The sequence below is a fragment of the Cupriavidus sp. 01L43 genome (assembly GCF_056399925.1).
This window is the reverse complement of sequence record NZ_JBFTSH010000002.1, coordinates 525,661-543,012: the sequence shown is the minus strand read 5'-3', so window position 1 is coordinate 543,012 and position 17,352 is coordinate 525,661. Positions and strand designations below refer to the sequence as shown.

Sequence of the window (17,352 nt, the reverse complement as noted above, 5' to 3'; positions counted from 1 at the left end):
TGGCGCCCGCCATTTCCGGAAACCCTATGACGTTCTCGGCAGAACCGGCTTACCAGCATGGCCAGGCGCCCCGCACGGCCATCCTGCTTATCAACCTGGGCACGCCGGATGCGCCCACGCCCAAGGCGGTGGGGCAGTATTTGAAGGCGTTCCTGTCCGACCCCCGTGTGGTCGAGATCCCGCGTCTGGCCTGGCTGCCGATCCTGCACGGGCTGATCCTGCCGTTCCGCTCGCGCGCTTCGGCCATGAAGTACGAATCGATCTGGCTGCGCGAGGCGCACATGACCGGCTCGCCGCTGCTGGTGCACACCGAGCGTCAGGCCCACGCGCTCCAGCAGCACATGCACCGGCTCGGCCACGACGTGACCGTGGCCTGCGCCATGCGCTACGGCAATCCGTCGATTGCTTCGGTCATGGAGGCCCTGCGCCGGCAGGGTACGGAACAAGTGCTGTTATTGCCACTTTATCCGCAGTTTTCCGGGACGACCACGGCCACCGCGTTCGACGAGGTCTTTCGCGTGCTCGCCGGCTGGCGAAATCAGCCGGAATTGCGACTGATCAAGCACTTTCACGATCATCCGGCTTATATTTCGGCCCTGCAGCAGCAGGTGAGCGGTTATTGGGCGCAGCACGGCATGCCGGACTTTGCCCGGGGCGACAAGCTGATCCTGTCCTTCCACGGCCTGCCGCGCCGATTGTTGGATCTGGGCGACCCCTACCATTGCGAATGCCTGAAGACCGGGCGGATGCTGGGCGAGGCGCTCGGCCTGCAAGCGGGCCAGTATCAAGTGACGTTTCAGTCGCGTTTCGGCAAGGCGGAATGGCTCCAGCCCTATACCGCGCCGACGCTGACCGAACTTGGCAAGGTCGGCACGCATCGCGTGGACGTGTTCTGCCCCGGCTTCCCGGCCGATTGCATCGAGACGCTCGAGGAAATCGCCATGGAAGGGCAGTCCGAATTCCGCGTGGCGGGCGGCCAGGAATTCCATTTCATTCCGTGCCTGAATGATGCGGACTACTGGATTGCCGGGCTGGCCGAGATCGCGCTGCAGCATCTGCAGGGTTGGCCATTGCGCCAGCCGCATCCGCACGAGTTGGAAGCGCGGCGCTCGCGGGCGCAGACCCGCGGTGCCGCGGCGTAAGGAATCAAGGAGTTAGACGATGGATGTGGACTTCGAGGCGGGTGCCCGGCAACGCATCGACAAATGGCTGTGGTGCGCCCGGTTCTTCAAGACGCGCTCGCTGGCGGCCGAGGCCGTGGAGCGGGGCCGGGTGGAGGTCAACGGCCAGCCGGTCAAGAATTCACGCGAAGTGAAGCCCGGCGACGCCGTGATGATCGACGCGCACCAGCAGCGTTGGGAGATCGAGGTGAAGGGCGTGGCCGCCTCGCGCGGGTCGGCGCCCGTGGCGCAGACGCTGTATGCCGAAACGCCGGCAAGCCAGGCCCGGCGTCAGGAAGAGGCGGAACGGCGGCGCATGCAACCTGAGCCGACGGCGCAGCTACAGGGCCGCCCGACCAAGCGCGACCGGCGCCGGATCGACGATTTCAGAAATTAGGGATTCAGCGGTTGTACGGGAAGTACGGAACGATGTAGTGCTTGAACACCGCCTTGCCGCTGCCATACTCGGTTTCACGCGGCGTGAACGCGCCGGAGGCGCAGATGAAGAGTGTCATCACCGACAGCGCGGCGAGTAGGCACACGGTAACAACAGGCAGCTTGTGCATGGCGAACCTTCCGAAGGATGCACCAAAATGATTCACAGCGTGCTCCCGTTATTTTTGTCATTTTTCATTGATAGATCTTAGTCATTGCGTTGCAGCAAAGCAATGAACACCAGATTGCATCAATCACGGCTTTGTAACCGCGTATTTCGGCGTCTCGCCCCCTTCACACTTGAAAAAACGGGGAGTGGCGCCAACTGCGGCTAGACTTGCCGGTTTGGCATCCCGACCCACCCGACGGCCTGCGCCAGGCGGGCCGAGTTTTAGATTTGATACGGATCGACATGGAAGAACAGAACCAGACCCAGACGCCATCCTCAGCTTCGAGCACGCCGCAGGCGGCGGACGATGCCCTGCGCGCCCAGCAGCCTGGCACGGACGCCCCGGCCGGCGATGACGTGGCCCGCCTCACGCAACAGGTGGCCGACCTGGAGGCCAAGGCCAAGGAAAACTACGAGCTGTTCCTGCGCGCCACGGCAGAGGGCGAGAACATCCGCCGCCGGTCGCAGGACGAGGTCAGCAAGGCACACAAGTTCGCGATCGAGAACTTCGCCGACAACCTCGTGCCCGTGATGGACAGCCTGCAGGCTGCGCTGGCCGACAACACCGGCGACCTCAAGAAGCTGCGCGAAGGCGTGGAGCTGACCGCCCGCCAGCTGGCCGCCGCCTTCGAGCGCGGCAAGATCGTCGAGTTGAACCCGGTGGGCGAGAAGTTCGACCCGCATCGTCATCAGGCGATTTCGATGGTGCCGTCCGAGCAGGAGCCCAACACCGTGGTGAACGTGCTCCAGCGCGGCTACATGATTGCCGAGCGCGTGCTGCGCCCGGCACTGGTGACGGTCTCGGCGCCGCGCTAAATCCCGCGCAAGCCGGAAACCCCCAAGCCTGACCCGACGCCCGGTGCCTGAACGCCCGGGCGTTGTTGTTTCCAGGAACCCTGCGATGTCAGACGACGCTCAATCCCCCCATCCCGATCATCTCGATCACCGCGCCTTCGACGCCTTCGCCATGCAGGCTGTCGATGGGAGCACCCTCGACGCGGCCATCGCCGCCGCCGGCGAAGACCTGGTCTGCGTGTTCTTCTGGGGCGTGGACTGCTTCAACTGCGAGATGGCCAAGAAGGCGATGCTCGCCAACCCGGACCCGATTCGGGCGCTGAACCTGCGCTGGCTGCACGCCAACGTCTACGAACACCCCGAGCTGGGCAAGCGTTTCGGCCTGCACGGCATTCCGGTGTTCATGTTCTTCCAGCGGGGCAAGAAGCTGGGCCGCGCCACGGGCTGGCACGGCCACGGGCAGTTTGCGTCCGCCGTGGCTAACGCGCGGCTCAAGGCCGAGGGCAAGCCGCTGGCCGGTTGATCAGCGCGACAGCGCGTAGCCGATACGGAACTGCCACGGCGTCTTCTGGTTGTAGTCGAGCAGGCTCTCGCCGTAGCCGTAGAAGTAGCCGGCCATCAGGTATCCCGCCGTGCCCGGCAGCAGCCGCGCGAGCGGGTAGGTGAGCTGCGCGTCGACGCTGCCATAGCCCTTGCGCGTGCCCTTGCGCAGCGTGGCGGCGAACTCCCACGAATCGGGCCGGCCATAGGCCACCAGCAGGTCCATGTAGCCGCGATAGTGGGCGATGTCCTCGTTGTCGCTCTTGCCGACGTAGGCGTACACCTTGGGCGCCACGCGCCAGTGCCAGTCGGTCTGGTCGCCGAAATACATGGTCGGCTTCAGGAACAGCGTGTTGACGCTGCGCGACTGGTCGCCATCGCGCCCGTTCGACTCGTGCTCGAAACCGGTGGCCAGCGAGAGTCGGCTGATCACGCTGTTCTTCACGCCCGTATCGGACAGGTAGTAATAGAGGCTGGGCCGGTAGTTGGTGTCGCGGAACGGGCGCGATTCGTCGTGCAGGTCCCATAGCGAGAACTGCGTGTAGGCGAAGTACAGGTTGTCCAGCACGCTCTTCGAGGTCGGGTTCTCGCCCTCGAACAGGCGGTACTTGAAGCTGATCTGGAACTTGGCGTTGGCGCCGTCGTGGCCGCCGAACATCAGGTACATCGGCTCGTTGAACGAGAGGCGCTGCGCGTCGCGCAGGTCGGCCGGCGAGGGCCCCGGCGTGCCGCCGTTGGCGGCGGTGACGATCGGCGTGACGGGTACGGTTGCCCCATCCGGCTGCGGCGTGCCTTGGGCGGAAGCCAGATCCTTGTGCTCCGTCGCGGCGGTGCCCGGGGCCGTGGCCGCTACGGCGGGTGCAGCGGGGACTTCGCCCGGCAGCGGCGCGCGGTTCAGCGAGACGACGACCGGCGCGGCGTCGATGCCGGCCACGTCGAGCCGCACCTGGCCGCGCATGCCGGCCGGCCAGTCGGCGGTATAGGTGATGGTGCGGATGTCGCCGTGGCGCAGGTTCAGCACGGACGGGCCGCCGCCGGTGCGCTTCATCTCGATCCGCACGGGCGCGGCGAGATCGCCGGTGGCGCTCACCTGGAGCGTATCGGGCACCGCGTAGCGCCGCGTCGACTGGTCGGCGCTGACCAGCAGCGTGAGCGTGAAGGGGCGCGTGCCGTCGATCACGCGCGGCGGTTGCAGCAGCGAGACGGCGGCGTGCGCGGAAATCGGGCCCAACAGGGCGAACGAAAGGAGAGCCGCGCTGCCGAAGCCGGCGCGGCGAGGCACGGAGAGAGACATGGATCGTGCGCGTCGCGTCGGCGCCGGGGCCGGGGACACGTCAGAGTTTGGAATGCCCGACAGCCTAACACGTGGCTCGCGGGCATCTTGTGACGAATTGTTGGTGTGAAAAGTGCGGGGTAAGCCGGTCAGCCGGCAGCGCGTCGGCGGATATTGTCGACGTAGGCCTGCCCATCTGGCGGCATACCGGTGCGCTGTGCATTCCAGAGCATTTCGCCGAGGCATTCCATGATCTGGTGCTGGGCCTCGTGCTGGGAATCGAGTCGCCGCGAAAGTGATTCATACGCTGCGCGAATGCCGGGCGGCTGATCGATCGACACCTGTTCGGAGATCGACAGGTGCATCGCCAGATGCAGGAACGGATTGGTCTGGCCGCCCTCGGGCGTGTAGTCGCGCGTGAGCGCGCCTTCGGTGTCGGTCAGCAGCGGGTGGTATTCGGGATGCTCGTCGATCCAGTCGACGGCAATCACTTCGAGCGGGGTGAGGACATTGCCCGCCACCCGTTTCTGCCACGCGTCGCAGAAGAACCGGCGGACTTCTTCTCTTGAGGGATTGAACATGATGGGCGGTATTGTAAACGAGCCCTCCGAACGCTGCCGGCCGCCCGCCGCGCACAAGTAGAATGCGGGCTTCCTGGTGTCTCCTTCCCGCTTCTTCGCACCGCCCATGACCGCTTCCGCCACTCTCGGCCAGGCCCGCCACACGCTCGCCGGCGTGCTGATGATTGCGCTGTCCGCCAGCGCCTTTGGGGCCATGGCGATCTTCGCGCGCTATGCCTATGCCGCCGGCGCTGATGTCTATGGCCTGCTGGCGGTGCGCTTCGTGCTCGCCGCCGTGGCAATGGCCGCGGTCATGCGCACGCGCGGCATCCGTCTGCCGCCGTGGCGGCGCGTGCTGGCGCTGGCGGCGATGGGCGGCATCGGCTACGTCAGCCAGTCCTACTGCTTCTTTACGGCGCTGAACTACGCGCAGGCCAGCCTCGTGGCGCTGCTGCTCTATCTCTACCCGTTGTTCGTGACGATCCTCGCGGCGATCTTTCTCAAGGAAAAGCTGACCAACGCGGCGGTGATCGCGCTGGTGCTATGCTCGGTCGGCGCCGGCCTGACAGTGGGCGGCGGGGAGGGCAGCCCGCTCGGCATCGCGCTGGGCGTGGCGGCGGCGGTGATCTACTCGATCTATATCGTGGTGGGCGCGCGCGTGACGGCCGGCGTCAACGCCATCGCCACCACCACGGTCATCTGCACCGCAGCAGCGGTGGTCTATGTGACGGTCGGCATCCTGCGCACTGGCGCCGGCGTGCCGCCGCAGTTCCCGGGCGACGCCGGCGGCTGGCTTGCCTTGATCGCCATCGCGCTGGTCTCGACGGTGCTGGCCATCCTGACGTTCTTCGCGGGGCTGCAGCGGCTGGGGGCTTCCAAGGCGTCGATGCTGTCCACGCTGGAGCCGGTGGTGACGGTGCTGCTGGCGGCGATGTTGCTGGGCGAACACATTGGCGCCACGCAGGCCATCGGCGGTGGGTTGATCCTGGCCGGGGTGCTGTGGCTCACGCGTCGCGCCAGCGGCACCCCCCAGCCAGACACCGCCGTCGACGAAAGGATTTGAGGAACATCGTGAAAGTCGTTGTTCGGCTTTCCGCGCATCGATCGGTACAATCGCGCTTTCTTTCATCCAGAAACCGGGAAGACGCGCAATGAAATCGATCGATCAGGCAGCAGTCGCACAATTGTTCACCGAAGCCCGCACGCACAACGTGTGGCAGGACAAGCACGTGGACGACGCCCTGCTGCAGCAGATCTATGAAGCGATGAAGTTCGGCCCGACCGCCGCTAACAGCAGCCCGGCCCGCATCGTGTTCGTGAAGTCGGCTGCCGAGAAGGCCCGGCTGCTGGAATGCGTGTCTGCCGGTAACGTCGAGAAGACCCGCTCGGCACCGGTCACCGCGATCATCGCCTTCGACAACCACTTCCACGACCAACTGCCGAAGCTGTTCCCGCATGCCGACGCCCGCGCGTGGTACGCCGGCAACACCGAAAAGATCGCGCGCGATGCGCTGATGAACAGCTCGCTGCAAGGCGGCTACTTCATCCTGGCCGCCCGCGCGCTGGGCCTGGACTGCGGCCCGATGGGTGGTTTCGATGCCGCCAAGGTCAACGCGGCGTTCTTCCCTGACGGCAAGTGGTCGGTGAACTTCCTCGTGAACCTGGGCTACGGCGACGCTGCCCAACTGCATCCGCGCGGCCCGCGCCTGTCGTTCGACGAAGCCTGCCGGATCGTCTGATCCCCGCCGGCGCCGGGGCTTACGCCTTCGGCGCCGGGGTTTTCTCGCGGAACTCGCACAGCGGCTCGATGGCGCAATGCCAGCATTCGGGCTTGCGTGCCTTGCACACGTAGCGCCCATGCAGGATCAGCCAGTGGTGCGCGTCGTGCAGGAACTCCTTCGGCACCACCTTGAGCAGCTTCTGCTCGACGATATACACATTCTTGCCCGGCGCCAGCCCCGTGCGGTTGGAGACGCGGAAGATGTGCGTATCCACGGCGATGGTCGGCTGGCCAAACGCGGTGTTGAGCACCACGTTGGCTGTCTTGCGGCCCACCCCTGGCAGGGCCTCCAGCGCCTCGCGGTCCGGCGGCACGCGTCCGCCATGCCGCTCCACCAGAACCCGGCAGGTCTCCATCACATGCTTGGCCTTGGTCTTGTAGAGGCCGATGGTCTTGATGTAATCGATCAGCCCCGCCTCGCCGAGCGCCAGCATCTGCTGGGGCGAGTGGGCCACCGGGAACAGCAGGCGCGTGGCCTTGTTCACGCCAACGTCGGTGGCCTGCGCGGAGAGCAGCACGGCAATCAGCAGCTCGAAGGGCGAGCTGTATTCGAGTTCCGTGGTCGGGGTCGGGTTGACGTCTCGCAGCGTTTCGAAGATCGCGCGGGTCTTGGCGGCGTTCATGCGTCGGGAGTCTTCTTGTTGTTGTCGGGGGTTGCCTGCGCCAGGCCGGCCTTGGCGCGGCGGGCTTCGGCGGCATCGATCTGGGCCTGCACGGCCGGCGACACATTCTCGGTATTGCGCGGCGCGGCGGCCGCCTGCTTCTGGCGCGCGCGCTCGATCGCGGCCTGGATGATCGCCTTCTTGCGGTCCTGGGCGGCGCGCTCGGCATCGGAGATGACGGGTTCCGCCTGGAGCGCCTCCAGCTTGGCCGCGGCCTTGGCGGCCAGGCGCGCGTCGTTCTCCTCGCGCTCGCGCACCAGCCGGGCGCGGCGCGCCAGGTAGCGCGTGTGGGCGGCGTCGGCCTGCGCGGGCGACCACGCAGCCCAGCCCGTCTTGTCGCCCGTCACCGGAATCATGTCGATGCAGTCCACCGGGCACGGTGCCACGCAGAGATCACAGCCGGTGCACCAGTCGGGCAGCACGGTGTGCATCTGCTTGGCCGCGCCGGCGATGGCATCGACCGGGCATGCCTGTATACAAAGCGTGCAGCCGATGCAGCGCGATTCGTCGATGCGCGCCACGGCCCGCGACTGCTCCACGCCATGCTCCGGGTCCAGCGCACGCGGCGCCACACCGAGCAGGGCGGACAGCCGCACGATGCCCTCGGCGCCGCCCGGCGGGCAGCGGTTGGGTGTGGCCTCGCCCCGGGCCATGGCCTCGGCGTACGGGCGGCAGCCATCGAACCCGCATTTGGTGCATTGGGTTTGCGGCAGCAGGGCTTCTAGGCGGTCCGCCAGCGTGGCGGCGGCGTTGAGGGTGATGGTCACGACTGCGAGGAACGATGTGAGGGACGACTAACGCTTCTGCACGCCTCTGCGGGCGTGTGCGCGGCAAGGATTATCCCCGATTTCCCGAAACGGCAGAACCGGCGATGATTGGCGCGCCACGCCGTCGCCTCACCCGTTTGGGCGATATGTGGTGGATCTTTGGACGAGGCACGAGCAATATATGCTCGCCCGTGCCATATAATCCCGCGCAACCGACCGACTCCGGAACCCATGTCAAACGAGCCAAAAACCAAGCGGGATCCCGAAGGCACGCGCCGGCGCATCCTGGCCGCCGCCACTGAAGAATTCGCAAAGGGCGGACTGGCCGGCGCACGCGTCGACCAGATCGCCCGGCGGGCCGAGACCAACGAGCGGATGCTCTATTACTACTACGGCAGCAAGGAAGGTCTGTTCCTAGCCGTGCTCGAAAAGCAGTACGCCGAGTTCCGTGCCGCCGAGGAACAGCTTCACGTGACCGATGAAGACCCGGTCGCTGCTGTCCGCACGCTGGCCCGCTTCGTTTGGGACTGGTACTACCAGCACCCCGAGTTCATCCGCCTGGTCAACAGCGAGAACCTCCACGAGGCGCGCCACCTGAAGAAGTCCGCCCAGTTGCACCAGTTGATCAATCCGGTGGTCAACGTGCTGGCAGACATTATCCGGCGCGGCCAGCAGCAGGGCGTGTTCCGCGATAACGTGGACGTACCCCAGTTCTACCTGACCATTTCGGCGCTCGGGTACTACGTGCTGTCCAACCGCTACACCATCAGCGCGGTAATTGGCCGCGACGTGGCTTCGGAAGACGAGCACGCGCGCTTTGCCGAGTTGCACACGGACATGCTGCTGGCCTTCCTGCAGAAGCGCTGAGCGGTTATCCCGGTCGGAAAAACAAAAATGCCCGCGAGATCATCGCGGGCATTTTTGCATTCGGCGTCCGGCTGGCTTCAGCGCGATTTACGGATGAAATCGCGCAGTTCCGGATAAATATTCTCGCGCCAGCGGCGGCCCGAGAAAATCCCGTAGTGGCCGGCCTTCGGCGCGGTGATGTGATGCCGCTTGGCCTTGGGAATGCCGGTGCACAGGTCGTGCGCGGCGGCGGTCTGGCCGGCGCCCGAGATGTCGTCCAGTTCGCCTTCGATGGTCAGCAGGGCCGTGGTCTTGATGTCCTGCGGACGCACCGGCGCGCCGTCGATCTCCCACGTGCCGTTGGCCAGTCGGAACTCCTGGAACACTTCCTTGATGGTGTCGAGGTAGTACTCGGCGGCCATGTCGAGCACGGCGTTGTACTCGTCGTAGAAGCGCACGTGCGCCTCGGCATCGTCGGCATCGCCCTCGACCAGGCTCAGGTAAAAGTCATAGTGCGAGGACAGGTGGCGGTCCGGGTTCATCGCCACGAAGCCGGCATGCTGCAGGAAGCCCGGGTAGACGCGGCGGCCGTGGCCCGGATAGTTCGCCGGCACGGTGTAGATGACGTTGTTCTCGAACCACTCGTACGACTTGTTGGTCGCCAGCGAATTGACCGCCGTGGGACTCTTGCGCGCGTCGATCGGGCCGCCCATCATCGTCATCGTGCAAGGGGTGGTTTCCTTGTTCGACGCCATCAGCGAAATCGCGGCCAGCACCGGCACCGTGGGCTGGCAGACCGAGATCACATGCAGGTTATCCGCGCCGATATGGCGGATGAATTCCTGAATGTAATAAATGTAGTCAGACAGGTGGAACGGGCCGACATCGGACGGGACCATGCGCGCATCGACCCAGTCGGTCACGTAGACCTTGTGGTCTTGCAGCAAGGTGCGCACGGTGTCGCGCAGCAGCGTGGCGTGGTGGCCGGAGAGCGGGGCGCAGACCAGGACGACGGGTTCGTCCTTGAGCAGCTTGATGGTCTCGGGGTCGTCCGCGTAGCGCTTGAAGCGCACCAGCTTGCAGAACGGCTTTTCGAAGACGGTTTGCTCGACGATGGGGATGTCCCGGCCGTTGGAGCGCACCGACTTGATGTCAAACGACGGTTTCTCGTATTCCTTGCCGAGCCGGTAGAGCAGTTCGTAGCCGGCCGCGAGGCGAGGTGCGCCCGGCACCAGGGAAAGAGGACTGAGCGGGTTGGTGAAGGTCTTGGCCGTCGCCTGAGCCCAGGCGGTCAGCGGGTTCAGCATGGAGCGCTGGAATTCGTGCAGTTGGTAAAGCATGCCGGTACCTGTTGCCTTTCTGTCGGGCGTTTGTGCCCGATGGATTATGCCCGCAATCGAACGGTCGTGCTTTGCAGCATACGCTTCCAAGTTACGCCGCCAAGCGGGGAAGACAATAGGACATTGGCTTGAATTCGTGGTGACAGACACCTACAGACACAAAAAGGCGACCGGGAGTGGCCTCCCCGTCGCCTTTTATGTGGCGCTGCGTCAGAACTGGTGCAATCGGCGTGTTGCTTTTTGGTGCTATGCGCCGAAGCCTTCGTGCTGTGATGCTTAGTACACTGCAGCGATGGCGTTGACCACCGCGTCGATGTTGCGGCTGTTCAGCGCCGCCACGCAGATCCGGCCCGTACCCACGGCGTAGATACCGTGGTCGTTGCGCAGGCGATCCACCTGGTCAGTGGTCAGGCCCGAGTACGAGAACATGCCGCGCTGGGCCTTCACGAACGAGAAGTCACCCGGCACGCCCTTGGCGGCCAGCTTGTCCACCAGCGCATGGCGCATCAGCTTGATGCGATCCCGCATTTCGCCGAGTTCCTGCTCCCACATGGCGCGCAGTTCGGGGCTGTTCAGCACCGTGGCCACCACCGTGCCGCCGTGCGTGGGCGGGTTGGAGTAGTTCGTGCGGATCACGCGCTTGACCTGCGACATCACGCGCTGGGATTCTTCCTTGCTCGTGGTCACGATCGACAGCGCGCCCACGCGCTCGCCGTACAGCGAGAAGCTCTTCGAGAACGAGCTGGAGACGAAGAACGGCAGGCCGGAATCGGCGAACAGGCGCACGGCGGCGCCGTCCGGGTCGATGCCATCGGCAAAGCCCTGGTAGGCCATGTCCAGGAACGGGATCAGGTTGCGTTCCTTGACCAGTTCCACCACCTGCTTCCACTGGGCTTCCGACAGGTCCACGCCGGTCGGGTTGTGGCAGCAGGCGTGCAGCACGACGATGGTGTTGGCCGCGTAGGACTTCAGCGATTCCACCATGCCGGCGAAGTTCAGGCCATGGCTGGCGGCATCGTAATAGGCGTAGTTCACGACCGGGAAGCCGGCTGATTCGAACAGCGCGCGGTGGTTTTCCCAGCTCGGGTCGCTGATGGCGACCTTGGCATCCGGGTACAGGCGCTTCAGGAAGTCGGCGCCAATCTTCAGGGCGCCGGTGCCACCAAGTGCCTGGGCCGTCACAACGCGGCCTTCGGTGATCAGGGCCGATTCCTTGCCGAACAGCAGGGTCTGCACGGCCTGGTCATAGGCGGCGATGCCTTCGATCGGCAGGTAGCCACGCGGCGTGGCGCTGGCCAGGCGAGCCTTCTCGGCCTCCTGCACGGCGCGCAGGAGGGGAATTTTCCCTTCGTCGGTGAAGTACACGCCAACGCCCAGGTTCACCTTGGTGGTGCGGGCGTCGGCATTGAAGGCTTCATTCAGGCCCAGGATCGGGTCGCGCGGGGCCATCTCGACGGCAGAAAACAAACTCATTTGGATTCTCGTGGTCAGCTGTGTAACAAAACGGAGGGCGTAGAATGCTTCGGGCTGCGCTGGCGGATCGCGTCGATGGCCCTACTGACAGGAACTGACAGTAGCGTGATGCCACAATGCTTGAAGCGGGTCCGCGCAACCCCAAGATTCTAGCGTATCCGCCAGTTTTTCCTCAGGTTTTTCCCTACCCTATGACGAATCTCGCCGAAGTCGCCCCGGTCCTGGACGAAGACAAATTCGTCACCTTTCCGGGCTCCCCGTTCCAGCTCTACCAGCCGTTCCCGCCCGCCGGGGACCAGCCCCAGGCCATCCGCCAGCTTGTGGCGGGCGTCGAGGATGGCCTGTCGTTCCAGACCCTGCTGGGCGTGACCGGGTCCGGCAAGACCTTCACCATGGCCAACGTCATCGCGCGCATGGGGCGGCCGGCCATCGTCTTTGCGCCGAACAAGACACTTGCGGCCCAGTTGTACTCGGAATTCCGCGAGTTTTTCCCGCGCAACGCGGTCGAGTACTTCGTCAGCTACTACGACTACTACCAGCCTGAGGCCTATGTGCCGCAGCGCGACCTGTTCATCGAGAAGGACTCGTCGATCAACGAGCATATCGAGCAGATGCGGCTGTCGGCCACCAAGAGCCTGCTCGAGCGGCGCGACACGATTATCGTGGCGACCGTGTCCGCGATCTACGGGATCGGCAATCCGAGCGAATACCATAAGATGATTCTGACGTTGCGCACCGGCGACAAGCTGAGCCAGCGCGACATCATCGCGCGGCTGATCGCCATGCAGTACACGCGCAACGAGACCGATTTCCAGCGCGGCACGTTCCGCGTGCGCGGCGACACCCTCGACATCTTCCCGGCCGAGCACGCCGAGATGGCCGTGCGCGTGGAGCTGTTCGACGATGAGGTCGACTCGCTCCAGTACTTCGACCCCCTGACCGGGCGCGTGCGTCAGAAGATTCCGCGTTTCACGGTCTACCCGTCGAGCCACTACGTCACGCCGCGCGATACCGTGCTGCGGGCGATCGAGGACATCAAGGTGGAACTGCGCGAGCGGCTCGATTTCTTCTACAAGGAGAATCGCCTCGTGGAGGCGCAACGGCTGGAGCAGCGCACGCGCTTCGACCTGGAAATGCTCTCGGAACTGGGCTTCTGCAAGGGCATCGAGAACTATTCCCGGCACCTTTCCGGCGCCAAGCCGGGCGAGCCGCCGCCGACGCTGGTCGATTACCTGCCGCCGGACGCGCTGATGTTCCTCGACGAGTCTCACGTGCTGATCGGCCAGCTCAACGGCATGTACAACGGCGACCGCGCGCGCAAGACCACGCTGGTCGAGTACGGCTTCCGCATGCCGTCCGCGCTGGACAACCGGCCGCTGAAATTCGACGAATTCGAACGCAAGATGCGCCAGGTGATGTTCGTCTCGGCCACGCCGGCGCAGTTCGAGAAGGACCATGCGGGGCAGGTGGTGGAGCAGGTGGTGCGGCCGACCGGCCTGGTCGACCCGATCATCATGGTGCGCCCGGCCACGACCCAGGTGGACGACCTGCTATCCGAGATCAACATCCGCGTGCAGGCCGGCGATCGCGTGCTGGTGACCACGCTGACCAAGCGGATGGCCGAGCAGCTGACCGAATTCCTGTCCGAGAACGGCGTCAAGGTACGTTATCTGCACTCGGACATCGATACCGTGGAACGCGTGGAGATCATCCGCGACCTGCGTCTTGGCACGTTTGACGTGCTGGTGGGGATCAACCTGCTGCGCGAGGGCCTCGATATTCCCGAGGTGTCGCTGGTGGCCATCCTCGATGCGGACAAGGAGGGCTTCCTGCGCGCCGAGCGCTCGCTGATCCAGACCATCGGCCGCGCCGCCCGGAACGTCAACGGTACCGCCATCCTCTATGCCGACCGCATGACGGATTCGATGAAGCGCGCGATCGACGAGACCGAGCGGCGCCGCATCAAGCAGATCGCGCATAACGCGGCCCATGGCATCACGCCGCGCGGCGTGGTCAAGCGGATCAAGGACATTATCGACGGGGTCTATGACCCGAACGAGGTCCGGGCGGAACTGAGCGCAGCCGCCGAGCGCGCGAAATACGAGGACATGAGCGAGAAGCAGGTCGCGAAGGAGATCAAGCGGCTGGAGAAGCAGATGCTCGACCATGCCAAGAATCTCGAGTTCGAAAAGGCGGCCCAGGTTCGCGACCAACTGGCCAAGCTGCGCGCCCAGGTGTTCGGGGCGAGCGGCGATCACATCCTATAGTGTCTAGGATGTCCGGGGGCATCCACGCCGGACGGAGCCGGTCAACAACGAGGAGCGCGCCATGGTGACACAGTTCGAATACGGTGGTTACGCGGTGGTGGCGCGGGCAATTCCGCATGCCGGAGGCGGGTTTTCGGGCGTTGTGACGATCGCCGACGCGTTCGGCGAGGTCAGCGGGCCGACATTCGAATCGGAGACCGGCGCGGCGGCCACCCCGGAGGCGGCCCTGGCATTGGCCGAAGCTGCCGCCATGCGCACAATCGATGCCGGCGAGGTGAACTGACCCGGGCCAAGGGTCGCCGGCAGCACAGGAGACAAGACATGGCCTATAGCAGTGAATGGAAAAAGAGGGTTTTCGAGACGCACGAGATCCAGGTGCAGGTGAAACCCCGTTCGTCGATCGAGTGGGAATACACGGTGCGCGTCTGCCGCCCCGGCACCAATATCCGCGCGGCCGGCACGCTGGTGGAAACCGCGCCACCGACGGACCACTTCAAGACACCGGAAGAGGCGGAAGCGGCCGGCTGGGAGAGAGGGCGGGAGCTGGCGGTGCAGTTGGCATAGTGCCGACATCATCGGCAAAGTAAAATCATGCCGATGAAAAAATTCGCCATCCTGATGTGCTGCATGGGCAATATCTGCCGTTCGCCGACGGCGGAAGGCGTGCTGCGCGCCAAGTTGATCGCCGCGGGTCTTGCGGAGCAGGTCGAACTGGATTCCGCCGGTACCCACGACTATCACCTCGGGCGCCCGCCCGATGCCCGCAGCCAGCGCTACGCGCTGCAGCGCGGGTATGACCTGTCCGCGCTGCGGGCGCGCAAGGTGGGGGTGGCGGACTTCCAGCGCTTTGACCTTGTGCTGGCGATGGACCACGCCAATATGTCCACGCTACGCACACTGCATCCCGAAGTCAGCCCGGACAAGCTCCGGCTGCTGATGAGCTTTGCCACCCGGCACCCTGCCGAGGAAGTGCCCGATCCCTATTACGGCGAGGGCGATGGCTTCGAAACCGTGCTCGACTACGTCGAAGACGCCTGCGACGGTGTGGTAGCCATGCTGCGCGAACGGTTGGCGCCCACCCGCTGAGGTCCCCGCCAAGCCCCGCAGCCCCAGGCCGGCATGTTGCCGGCCCTCCAGAGATATCCATGGTTTTTTCCCTGTTCCGCAAATGGCGCAAGTGGCGCGAGTCACGCAATGCGAGCTTGCAGCTCGACGCCATCCTGGCCTCGGCCAATCCCGACGCCTTGCTCGCGGACCGCAACGCCTGGCTCGTCGAACTGGGCTACTGGCTCCGGCGCGACGGCAGCCTGGCCGTCGATCCCGATCCGGATACCCACCCCGATCAGGCCAACGCCCCGGCGCGCAGCTATCCCGCCCACGTGCGGCTGCGTTACCTGCTCCAGGTGCTGGCGCGGCACCCCGATTGGGCGGATCGCTTCGCGCGCACCATCCGCTCGATCGTCCGTGACAACGATCCCACCTCGCTGTTCTGCGATACCGGCGTGGCCTCCCACCCCGGTTTCTGGGGCGAGATGGTCGATCGGCTCCAGGCGCGCTTCCTGCCGCCGCCGCCCAACCGCAACGACATGGCCGGCCTGTTCGCGCTGGTCTTTGCCGATGAGGCTGATGCGGATTGGGTCGATGGACTCGATGCCGACCTGATCGAGCGCATCGCGTCAGCGCTGCAATCGGGCGCCGGGGACGATCGCATCCAGCTCGAGGACACGCTGGCCGCAAGCATCCAGGTGCTCGCCAGTCAGGTGCGCGCCACCGGCCTGAGCCAGTCAATTCGTTCGCGTCTGCCCGGCCGCGTGCAGGACACGCCATTTTTCCGGCTCGACATGGCCATCGCGGCGTTGTGCGAAGAGGGGCTGGCCCATGACAACGAGGTCTTCGGCCATCGGCTCAACTATTTCCGCGCGCTGCTCGATGGCTGTCTGGCCGCCGCGCAGCATGTCTATGCCGATCTCGAGGAGAACGGCGTCTCCGTCGAGGTGGTGTTCCAGATCGAGCGCATGAAGGTCCGCCTGGCGCGGATCGACCTGCTGCTCAACGCCTGGGTGGACCCAGGCCGCCACAGCCGCCACGCGCACCTGATGGCCGAGCTGGTTCGCTCCACGCAGGCCCGGCGCAGCATCGCGCATCTGGCCGGCTCATCGTTCGCGCAACTGGCGCGCAAGGTGGTGGAGCGGTCCGCCGAGACCGGCGAGCACTACATCACGCGGGACCGTAAGGAGTACGGCGAGCTGCTGCGCGCGGCGGCCGGCGGCGGGCTGGTCACGGTGGTCACGGTCTATCTGAAATTTCTGATCTACGGCCTGCATCTGGACAAGTTCCTGGAGGGCCTGCTGGCCTCGCTGAACTATGCCGGCAGCTTCCTGGCGATCCATTTCGCGCACTTCACGCTGGCCACCAAGCAGCCGGCGATGACCGGCCCGGCGCTGGCGCACCGACTCGATGGCGTAGGGCGGCCAGAGGGGCGCGAGGCCTTCGTCGACGACACCATCGCGATGATCCGCTCGAACGCGGCGGCGATTTTCGGCAACCTGGCCGTGGTGTTCCCGGTGGCACTGCTGGTGCAGTGGCTGGCCGGAAGGCTGCTCGGCGCCAACCTGATCACGCCGGCCAAGGCCATTGCCACGATCGAATCGTTCTCGATTCTCGGCCCCACGCCGCTCTACGCCGCGTTCACCGGCGTGCTGCTGTGGCTGTCGAGCCTGATCGCCGGCTGGGCGGACAACTGGTTCGCGCTGCACCGCGTGCACGACGTGATGGCCTACCACCGCCGGCTGCGCTACGTGCTGGGGCAGGGCGGGGCGATGAAGCTGGCGGATTTCTGGAAGCGCAATCTGTCGGGCATCGCGGGCAATGTGTCGCTGGGCTTCCTGCTTGGGCTCGGGCCGGAGATCCTGAGCTTCTTTGGACCGCATATGGAAGTGCGCCATGTGACGCTTTCCACCGGTTCCGTGGGCACGGCCATCGGCGTGCTCGGCATGGATGCACTGCGCATGCCGTCGCTCTGGCTGGCCGTGGCCGGTATCGCGCTGATGGGGGTGTTGAACGTGGCAGTCAGCTTTGCGCTGGCCTTCTATATGGCGATGCGGTCGCGCAACCTGCCTCGCGTGGATCGGCGCGAACTCAGTGCGGCGGTGCGCAGGCGCATTGTGCGGCACCCGATGTCGCTGCTGATTCCGCCGCGCGCGGTGCCCGTGGCGGCGCCCGCGCCGGGCGATGCGGCCTGAAAAGCGTCGTGCCGGATACCGTGCACTGCAGCAGGGGTACTTG

General features: G+C 65.4%; 19 protein-coding genes. 12 read left to right on the top strand and 7 right to left on the bottom strand.

Annotation, left to right across the window (positions count from 1 at the left end; translation table 11 throughout):
* Positions 1-26: 26 nt before the first annotated feature.
* Together hemH and AC1DP9_RS05620 are read left to right on the top strand one after the other, a co-directional pair.
* Complete coding sequence (hemH, locus tag AC1DP9_RS05625) at positions 27-1,142, top strand: ferrochelatase (protein ID WP_477106819.1); 1,116 nt, start codon at positions 27-29, stop codon at positions 1,140-1,142.
* A gap of 19 nt (positions 1,143-1,161) precedes the next feature.
* Positions 1,162-1,557: an RNA-binding S4 domain-containing protein gene (locus AC1DP9_RS05620; protein WP_092292539.1), complete on the top strand. Its 396-nt coding sequence runs from the start codon at positions 1,162-1,164 to the stop codon at positions 1,555-1,557.
* 4 nt (positions 1,558-1,561) lie between these two features.
* Here AC1DP9_RS05620 and AC1DP9_RS05615 read toward each other — a convergent pair whose 3' ends face one another.
* On the bottom strand, positions 1,562-1,726 hold the full coding sequence (locus AC1DP9_RS05615; protein WP_177219874.1) for a hypothetical protein: 165 nt from the start codon (positions 1,724-1,726) through the stop codon (positions 1,562-1,564).
* A gap of 281 nt (positions 1,727-2,007) precedes the next feature.
* On the opposite strand from AC1DP9_RS05615, the gene grpE reads away from it, so the two are divergent.
* Together grpE and AC1DP9_RS05605 are read left to right on the top strand one after the other, a co-directional pair.
* Positions 2,008-2,580: a nucleotide exchange factor GrpE gene (gene grpE, locus AC1DP9_RS05610; protein ID WP_092292541.1), complete on the top strand. Its 573-nt coding sequence runs from the start codon at positions 2,008-2,010 to the stop codon at positions 2,578-2,580.
* An 85-nt stretch (positions 2,581-2,665) separates the two neighbouring features.
* Positions 2,666-3,082 carry a thioredoxin family protein gene (locus AC1DP9_RS05605; RefSeq protein WP_477106818.1) on the top strand — a complete coding sequence of 139 codons (417 nt, stop codon included), beginning with the start codon at positions 2,666-2,668 and terminating at the stop codon, positions 3,080-3,082.
* Here AC1DP9_RS05605 and AC1DP9_RS05600 read toward each other — a convergent pair whose 3' ends face one another.
* Positions 3,083-4,393 carry a phospholipase A gene (locus AC1DP9_RS05600; RefSeq protein WP_092292545.1) on the bottom strand — a complete coding sequence of 437 codons (1,311 nt, stop codon included), beginning with the start codon at positions 4,391-4,393 and terminating at the stop codon, positions 3,083-3,085.
* A 128-nt stretch (positions 4,394-4,521) separates the two neighbouring features.
* Entirely contained in the window at positions 4,522-4,953 is a 432-nt protein-coding gene (locus tag AC1DP9_RS05595; RefSeq protein WP_454757458.1) for a DUF1841 family protein, read from the bottom strand.
* A 106-nt stretch (positions 4,954-5,059) separates the two neighbouring features.
* Between AC1DP9_RS05595 and AC1DP9_RS05590 the strand changes: the two genes are divergently transcribed.
* A complete protein-coding gene (locus tag AC1DP9_RS05590) occupies positions 5,060-5,995 on the top strand; it encodes a DMT family transporter (RefSeq protein ID WP_477106817.1) in 936 nt (311 codons plus the stop codon).
* Between the two features lie 88 nt (positions 5,996-6,083).
* Entirely contained in the window at positions 6,084-6,671 is a 588-nt protein-coding gene (locus AC1DP9_RS05585) for a malonic semialdehyde reductase (RefSeq protein WP_092292551.1), read from the top strand.
* A gap of 19 nt (positions 6,672-6,690) precedes the next feature.
* Here the strand turns inward: AC1DP9_RS05585 and nth are convergent, their stop codons facing one another.
* Positions 6,691-7,335, bottom strand: coding sequence for an endonuclease III (nth, locus tag AC1DP9_RS05580; protein ID WP_477106816.1), 645 nt, complete (start codon positions 7,333-7,335; stop codon positions 6,691-6,693).
* Positions 7,332-8,141, bottom strand: coding sequence for an electron transport complex subunit RsxB (gene rsxB, locus AC1DP9_RS05575; protein WP_477106815.1), 810 nt, complete (start codon positions 8,139-8,141; stop codon positions 7,332-7,334). The genes nth and rsxB overlap by 4 nt, the downstream gene beginning before the upstream one ends.
* Before the next feature lie 231 nt (positions 8,142-8,372).
* Between rsxB and AC1DP9_RS05570 the strand changes: the two genes are divergently transcribed.
* Positions 8,373-9,008 carry a TetR/AcrR family transcriptional regulator gene (locus tag AC1DP9_RS05570; protein WP_092292557.1) on the top strand — a complete coding sequence of 212 codons (636 nt, stop codon included), beginning with the start codon at positions 8,373-8,375 and terminating at the stop codon, positions 9,006-9,008.
* 77 nt (positions 9,009-9,085) lie between these two features.
* Here the strand turns inward: AC1DP9_RS05570 and AC1DP9_RS05565 are convergent, their stop codons facing one another.
* The gene (locus AC1DP9_RS05565) at positions 9,086-10,327 is read right to left on the bottom strand and encodes a polyhydroxyalkanoate depolymerase (RefSeq protein WP_092292559.1); all 1,242 of its coding nucleotides are present in this window, start codon (positions 10,325-10,327) and stop codon (positions 9,086-9,088) included.
* A gap of 276 nt (positions 10,328-10,603) precedes the next feature.
* Positions 10,604-11,800 (bottom strand): amino acid aminotransferase, encoded by a 1,197-nt coding sequence (locus AC1DP9_RS05560; protein WP_477106814.1) that lies wholly within the window; start codon positions 11,798-11,800, stop codon positions 10,604-10,606.
* 191 nt (positions 11,801-11,991) lie between these two features.
* Here AC1DP9_RS05560 and uvrB point away from each other — a divergent pair, with 191 nt between their 5' ends.
* The 5 genes from uvrB to AC1DP9_RS05535 all read left to right on the top strand — a co-directional run bounded on the left by uvrB (position 11,992) and on the right by AC1DP9_RS05535 (position 17,309).
* Positions 11,992-14,067 (top strand): excinuclease ABC subunit UvrB, encoded by a 2,076-nt coding sequence (gene uvrB, locus AC1DP9_RS05555; protein ID WP_477106813.1) that lies wholly within the window; start codon positions 11,992-11,994, stop codon positions 14,065-14,067.
* A gap of 61 nt (positions 14,068-14,128) precedes the next feature.
* On the top strand, positions 14,129-14,350 hold the full coding sequence (locus tag AC1DP9_RS05550) for a hypothetical protein (protein WP_092292565.1): 222 nt from the start codon (positions 14,129-14,131) through the stop codon (positions 14,348-14,350).
* 38 nt (positions 14,351-14,388) lie between these two features.
* Positions 14,389-14,631 carry a hypothetical protein gene (locus AC1DP9_RS05545; RefSeq protein ID WP_092292567.1) on the top strand — a complete coding sequence of 81 codons (243 nt, stop codon included), beginning with the start codon at positions 14,389-14,391 and terminating at the stop codon, positions 14,629-14,631.
* A 33-nt stretch (positions 14,632-14,664) separates the two neighbouring features.
* Positions 14,665-15,153 carry a low molecular weight protein-tyrosine-phosphatase gene (locus AC1DP9_RS05540; protein ID WP_092293287.1) on the top strand — a complete coding sequence of 163 codons (489 nt, stop codon included), beginning with the start codon at positions 14,665-14,667 and terminating at the stop codon, positions 15,151-15,153.
* A 59-nt stretch (positions 15,154-15,212) separates the two neighbouring features.
* Entirely contained in the window at positions 15,213-17,309 is a 2,097-nt protein-coding gene (locus tag AC1DP9_RS05535; protein WP_477106812.1) for a site-specific recombinase, read from the top strand.
* Positions 17,310-17,352: the final 43 nt, after the last annotated feature.

Coding starts and splice junctions, on each gene's coding strand:
- hemH (WP_477106819.1), top strand. CDS start 27: ATGACGTTCTCGGCAGAACCGGCTTACCAGCATGGCCAGGCGCCCCGC.
- AC1DP9_RS05620 (WP_092292539.1), top strand. CDS start 1,162: ATGGATGTGGACTTCGAGGCGGGTGCCCGGCAACGCATCGACAAATGG.
- AC1DP9_RS05615 (WP_177219874.1), bottom strand. CDS start 1,726: ATGCACAAGCTGCCTGTTGTTACCGTGTGCCTACTCGCCGCGCTGTCG.
- grpE (WP_092292541.1), top strand. CDS start 2,008: ATGGAAGAACAGAACCAGACCCAGACGCCATCCTCAGCTTCGAGCACG.
- AC1DP9_RS05605 (WP_477106818.1), top strand. CDS start 2,666: ATGTCAGACGACGCTCAATCCCCCCATCCCGATCATCTCGATCACCGC.
- AC1DP9_RS05600 (WP_092292545.1), bottom strand. CDS start 4,393: ATGTCTCTCTCCGTGCCTCGCCGCGCCGGCTTCGGCAGCGCGGCTCTC.
- AC1DP9_RS05595 (WP_454757458.1), bottom strand. CDS start 4,953: ATGTTCAATCCCTCAAGAGAAGAAGTCCGCCGGTTCTTCTGCGACGCG.
- AC1DP9_RS05590 (WP_477106817.1), top strand. CDS start 5,060: ATGACCGCTTCCGCCACTCTCGGCCAGGCCCGCCACACGCTCGCCGGC.
- AC1DP9_RS05585 (WP_092292551.1), top strand. CDS start 6,084: ATGAAATCGATCGATCAGGCAGCAGTCGCACAATTGTTCACCGAAGCC.
- nth (WP_477106816.1), bottom strand. CDS start 7,335: ATGAACGCCGCCAAGACCCGCGCGATCTTCGAAACGCTGCGAGACGTC.
- AC1DP9_RS05570 (WP_092292557.1), top strand. CDS start 8,373: ATGTCAAACGAGCCAAAAACCAAGCGGGATCCCGAAGGCACGCGCCGG.
- AC1DP9_RS05565 (WP_092292559.1), bottom strand. CDS start 10,327: ATGCTTTACCAACTGCACGAATTCCAGCGCTCCATGCTGAACCCGCTG.
- AC1DP9_RS05560 (WP_477106814.1), bottom strand. CDS start 11,800: ATGAGTTTGTTTTCTGCCGTCGAGATGGCCCCGCGCGACCCGATCCTG.
- uvrB (WP_477106813.1), top strand. CDS start 11,992: ATGACGAATCTCGCCGAAGTCGCCCCGGTCCTGGACGAAGACAAATTC.
- AC1DP9_RS05550 (WP_092292565.1), top strand. CDS start 14,129: ATGGTGACACAGTTCGAATACGGTGGTTACGCGGTGGTGGCGCGGGCA.
- AC1DP9_RS05545 (WP_092292567.1), top strand. CDS start 14,389: ATGGCCTATAGCAGTGAATGGAAAAAGAGGGTTTTCGAGACGCACGAG.
- AC1DP9_RS05540 (WP_092293287.1), top strand. CDS start 14,665: ATGAAAAAATTCGCCATCCTGATGTGCTGCATGGGCAATATCTGCCGT.
- AC1DP9_RS05535 (WP_477106812.1), top strand. CDS start 15,213: ATGGTTTTTTCCCTGTTCCGCAAATGGCGCAAGTGGCGCGAGTCACGC.